The following is a 4,904-nucleotide window of genomic DNA, read 5'->3' as shown; positions in this document are numbered from 1 at the left end:
TCCTGCTGTTCGAAGCGATCGGTGCGCATGCGCAGGGCGGCTGGCAGCCGCTGTGGTCGCGTAGCGGCCAGGACGGCGGCGGCATGATTTCCGGTTCGCTCGGAGCCTTCCTCGTATTGGAATCGCGCAAGCACGCCAGCGAACGCGGCGCGCGGATCTATGCCCGCATCGACGCCATCGAAGGCGATCGCGGCAGCCGTGACGACGGCAAGATGGAAAAGCGCATGGAGCGCCTGCTCGCTCCCGCAAAGGACAGTGCGGCGACCGTCGTGTTTTCCGGTGCGAGCGGCTTTGACGACGTTACCCGGCGCGAAAAGAATATTCTCGAAAAAATCCTGCCGCAGGCCGCGATTCGCGGTTTCGGCGGCGTTACCGGTCATGGGCTTGAGGCGCAGTTTCCGCTTGGCCTCGCGCTCGCGGCGCTGACACTTGAAAGCGGCGCGAAGGTGCCTACTTTCGATGCCGCCGTGGAAAAGCCGATGGGCGAGGCGGCCAGCGAAGCGGTCGTCACCACCGTCGGCCATGTGCGCGGCGAAGGTGTCGCCGTTCTGTCCCGTGACGTGTGAGGAGAAAAGACCATGGCTTCCAATTTCAAGGATCATCTCGGTCGCCCGATCGTCGCCGTCACCGGCATGGGCATCATCACCTCGCTCGGGCAGGGGCTTGCCGATAACTGGGCGGCGCTGACGGCCGGCAAGTCCGGCATCCACAAGATCACCCGCTTCCCGACGGAGGGGCTTTCGACCCGGATAAGCGGCACGGTCGATTTCATCGACATCCCGGTTCCGAATTCCGTCGAGCGCTCCTATGCCTTTGCGCGCGAGACAACCATCGAGGCCTTGGCGCAGGCCGGTATCTCCGGCGATTTCGATGGCCCGCTGTTTCTGGCTGCACCACCGATCGAGCCGGAATGGAGCGCCCGTTTCGAGCTTGCCGACCGGTCCCCGCCGGCCGCCCAGCCGGGCGATGCCTATGAGCGGTTCCTGACGGCTTTCCGTCAGCGTCCCGACCCTGCATTTCAGGAGGCGGCACTTTTCGGAGCGATTTCGGAGCGTCTTTCCGACCGTTTTGGCACACGCGGTCTTCCGGTGACGCTTTCCACCGCCTGCGCTTCTGGCGCAACCGCGATCCAGCTCGGCGTCGAGGCAATCCGTCAGGGCCGCACCGAGCGGGCGCTGACGGTTGCCACCGACGGTTCGGTCAGCGCCGAGGCACTGATCCGCTTTTCGCTGCTGTCTGCGCTTTCGACCCAGAACGACCCGCCGGAAAAGGCATCCAAGCCGTTCAGCAAGGATCGCGACGGTTTTGTGATCGCCGAAGGTGCGGCGACGCTGGTGCTGGAATCGCTGGAAGCCGCCGTCGCACGCGGCGCCAAGGTTCTCGGCATCATCAAGGGCGCCGGTGAAAAGGCCGACAGTTTCCATCGCACCCGGTCCTCGCCAGACGGTGGTCCGGCGATCGCGACGATCCGCGCGGCCCTTGCCGATGCGGGTGTCGCCGAAAGCGATATCGGCTACATCAACGCTCACGGCACCTCGACGCCTGAAAACGACAAGATGGAATATGGCTCGATGCTTGCCGTTTTCGGCGAAGGCCTTAAGGGCATTCCGCTGTCGTCCAACAAGTCGATGATCGGCCACACGCTGACTGCGGCGGGTGCAGTGGAGGCGGTGTTCTCGCTGCAGACCATGCTAAGCGGCACCTTGCCGCCGACGATCAACTACAACAATCCCGACCCGGCCATTTCGCTCGACGTGGTGCCGAATGTGAAACGGAACGCGACGGTGAATGCCGTGCTTTCCAACTCCTTCGGCTTTGGCGGGCAGAATGCAAGCCTTGTCATGACGCGCGAACCGGCCTGATCGATTCCGCCAGAAAACAGAGGCGTTTCCGGCCAGATCGAAACCCCGGAAACGCTCTCGCTTCTTTGATTACGCATTCCGGCCGAAAAACCGCTACAGAGTTTTGCTGGAATTATTCTTGGGATAAACGCCTCCGGGCGAAGGACTGAAACATGCGCGCTCTTCAACTCGTCGACGACCGGAAGCTCGAAAAAGTGGACCTGCCCGAACCGGATGCACCGGGACCGGGTGAGGTGACGCTGCGTGTCAAGGCCGTGGCGCTCAACCACATTGACGTCTGGGGCTGGCGCGGCATGGCTTTTGCCAAGCGCAAGATGCCGCTCACCATCGGTGCTGAGGCTTCCGGCGTGGTGGAGGCCATCGGTCCTGGTGTTTCGAATGTGCTGCCGGGTCAGCTTGTTTCGATCTACGGCGCACGCACCTGCGGGCTTTGCAAGCCCTGCCGCGAAGGCCGTGACAATCTGTGCGAACATGTTCAGGGCGTTCATGGCTTCCATCTCGACGGCTTCGCGCAGGAAAAGATCAATATTCCCGCCCGCCAGCTCGTTCCGGCACCGCATGGCGTCGATGCCATCGGCGCGGCTCTGGCGCCGGTGACCTTCGGCACGGTGGAACACATGCTGTTCGACAATGCGAAGCTCGAGCCGGGCGAAACGATCCTCGTGCATGCGGGCGGCTCCGGCATCGGCTCGGCGGCGATCCAGCTTGCCAAGAAGATGGGCTGCACCGTCATCACCACTGTCGGCTCCGACGACAAGATCGAACGGGCGAAGGCTCTCGGCGCCGACCACGTCATCAACTACCGGACCGACCGTTTCGAAGGCGTCGTGCGCAAGCTGACGAAAAAGAAGGGTGTCGACGTGGTGTTCGAACATGTCGGCAAGGATACCTTCGCGGCCTCGATGTTCTCGCTGAAGCGGGGCGGACGTCTCGTCACCTGCGGCTCCACGTCAGGCGTGTCCACCGATATCAACCTGATGATGCTGTTCCAGCAGCAGCTGAAGCTGCTCGGCTCCTTCGGTTGCCGCATGGAGAACATGGCCAACGCCATGCAGAAGATGGCGCGCGGCATCGTTCATCCCGTTATCGACACCGAAGTCACCTTCGAGGATATCGACCGGGCGCTGGAACGTATGGAAACGCGCCAGGTATTCGGCAAAATCGTTCTGCGGATGGATTGACGCCTTGAAACTGTTCATTACGCGGATCGTTCTGAAGCTGGACCGTTTCCGGCAATGGTTGATCGCGACGTTTGCCTTCGGCCTTCTCAATCTGCTGAAGCTTTTTCCAGCCGATGCTGGCATTCGCGCAGCCGACAGGCTTGTGCGCTGGGTCGGCCCGAAAACCGGCCGCCACCGGCTGATGCTGTACAATCTGGCGCGCGCCTTTCCGGAGAAATCCGAAGAGGAGCGGCTGGCCATCGCGATGGACAGCTGGGGCAACATGGGTCGGCTTGCGGCGGAATATGTCTTCCTCGACCGGTTGTTCGATTTCGATCCGGAAAAAAACGAACCGGGCCGTATTCAGGTCGTGGGCATTCCCACCTTTACGGACCTGCGCGACAATCCGCGGCCTTTCATCGTCTTTACCGCTCATAGCGGCAATTTCGAATTGCTGCCGGTGGCCAGTTCCGCCTTCGGTCTCGATGTGACGGTGCTGTTCAGGCCGCCGAACAATCCTTTCGTGGCGGACAAGGTGTTCAAGTTTCGCAAGGAACGCATGGGCAATCTTGTGCCTTCGCATGCCGGCTCGTCCTTTGCGCTTGCGCGGCAGCTGGAAAGGGGCGGCGGTGTCGGCGTTCTGGTCGACCAAAAGTTCGGCAAGGGGCTGACGACGAAGTTCTTCGACCTTGAGGTTCGCACCAACCCGCTTTTGGCCAAGCTGGTGCGTCAGTTCAATTGCGATGTCTATCCCGCCCGTTGCGTGCGTCTGCCGGACAATCGCTACAGGCTGGAAATAGAGCCGAAGGTCGAGATTCCGCGCGATGAAAAAGGCAATGTCGATATTCAGGCGACGGCGCAGCTTTTGAACGACAAGGTTGAAAGCTGGGTCCGCGAGTATCCCGAACAATGGCTGTGGTATCATGATCGCTGGGACGTGAAGCACCAGATTTGAGACGTTTTCAACGTGGCCTGACTTCGCGTGATTTTTAGAAAATTCGGGCGTGAAATTGTGCATTTCGACATTTTTTTACGTTGGTGGAACCTCATTTCTCGTTCATGGATTATCGAAATTGAAAAAATAGCAGCAGCTATGGTATTTTAGAACGCGGCCCCTGTAGCGTTCCCGTATGTTGTTACGTCATTTTTAAGCGCGTGAACGCTATAATCAGGGGATAAGCGTCTATCCATTCGGATTGGGAGCGGGCTGTTTGCCCGTTCAGGGAGAGTTGGGTTGAAAGATTTAATAGAGCTGTTCTGGCTGCGTTACACGGAACTGCAATCTGCCGTTGGTAAAAACGAGGCCGACAAGATCGCAGTGCTGGAGCGTGAACTGGAGCAGCTGCTCAACCGGGTCATCGGGCGTCAGACCGGCAGCTCCGAGGACATTCGCGAGCAGTTCCGTTTCGCCATCGATCTCCTCAATCATGAGGCGGAAGATCTCGGTTGCGTGCAGCGCAATTCCGAGCTTTTGCGAACGCTTGTCGATCGTTATGTCGGCATGCCGCTAAAGGCCAAGGTGATCGGTGACGAGGACGAGGACAGCCTGGAATGGCATCATCGCCATCTCATCCTCGATGAGGACATGCTGAACGATCTCGACGAGCCTGTGGTCGTCGTTTCCCCCGGCTACCGCGTGTCTTTCGCCAATGGGCTCGAGGCGTTTCCACGCAATTCGCCGGATGGGCTGTTGGGATGTCACATCGCCGAGCTTGTCGGGGTGCACCGTTTTCAGAACGATCTGCGGGAACGGCTCGACAATTGCTTCAAGGGCGGTACGTCGAAATATACCTATGCCGAAGATCATGACGGCCATACGATCGTAAAGTCGCTCGAAATGTCACCCTGCTACTCCTCCAACTACAAGCTGGTTGGCGCAATG

4 protein-coding genes and 1 pseudogene are annotated in these 4,904 nt (G+C 59.8%); all 5 read left to right on the top strand.

Annotated elements, in window-relative coordinates; all coding sequences use genetic code 11:
* Window positions 1–566 (top strand): annotated as a pseudogene (locus RS75_RS24760) (beta-ketoacyl-ACP synthase); the annotation flags it as partial.
* Between the two features lie 12 nt (window positions 567–578).
* Entirely contained in the window at window positions 579–1,862 is a 1,284-nt protein-coding gene (locus RS75_RS24755; RefSeq protein ID WP_045025254.1) for a beta-ketoacyl-ACP synthase, read from the top strand.
* Window positions 1,863–2,014: 152 nt separating this feature from the next.
* Entirely contained in the window at window positions 2,015–3,043 is a 1,029-nt protein-coding gene (locus RS75_RS24750) for a zinc-binding dehydrogenase (RefSeq protein WP_045025253.1), read from the top strand.
* Window positions 3,044–3,047: 4 nt separating this feature from the next.
* Window positions 3,048–3,977: a lipid A biosynthesis lauroyl acyltransferase gene (locus RS75_RS24745; protein ID WP_045025252.1), complete on the top strand. Its 930-nt coding sequence runs from the start codon at window positions 3,048–3,050 to the stop codon at window positions 3,975–3,977.
* Window positions 3,978–4,256: 279 nt separating this feature from the next.
* The coding region (locus RS75_RS24740) for a hypothetical protein (protein WP_045025251.1) at window positions 4,257–4,904 on the top strand (648 nt) is incomplete at its 3' end.

Source organism: Rhizobium nepotum 39/7 (assembly GCF_000949865.1).
In the GTDB taxonomy this organism is placed as follows: Bacteria; Pseudomonadota; Alphaproteobacteria; order Rhizobiales; family Rhizobiaceae; genus Agrobacterium; species Agrobacterium nepotum.
The sequence above is the reverse complement of the archived record's forward strand: the minus strand, read 5'-3'. Positions and strand labels throughout refer to the sequence as shown.

Excerpts from the sequence above, each read along its gene's own strand:
- RS75_RS24755 (WP_045025254.1), top strand. The coding sequence starts at position 579 with ATGGCTTCCAATTTCAAGGATCATCTCGGTCGCCCGATCGTCGCCGTC.
- RS75_RS24750 (WP_045025253.1), top strand. The coding sequence starts at position 2,015 with ATGCGCGCTCTTCAACTCGTCGACGACCGGAAGCTCGAAAAAGTGGAC.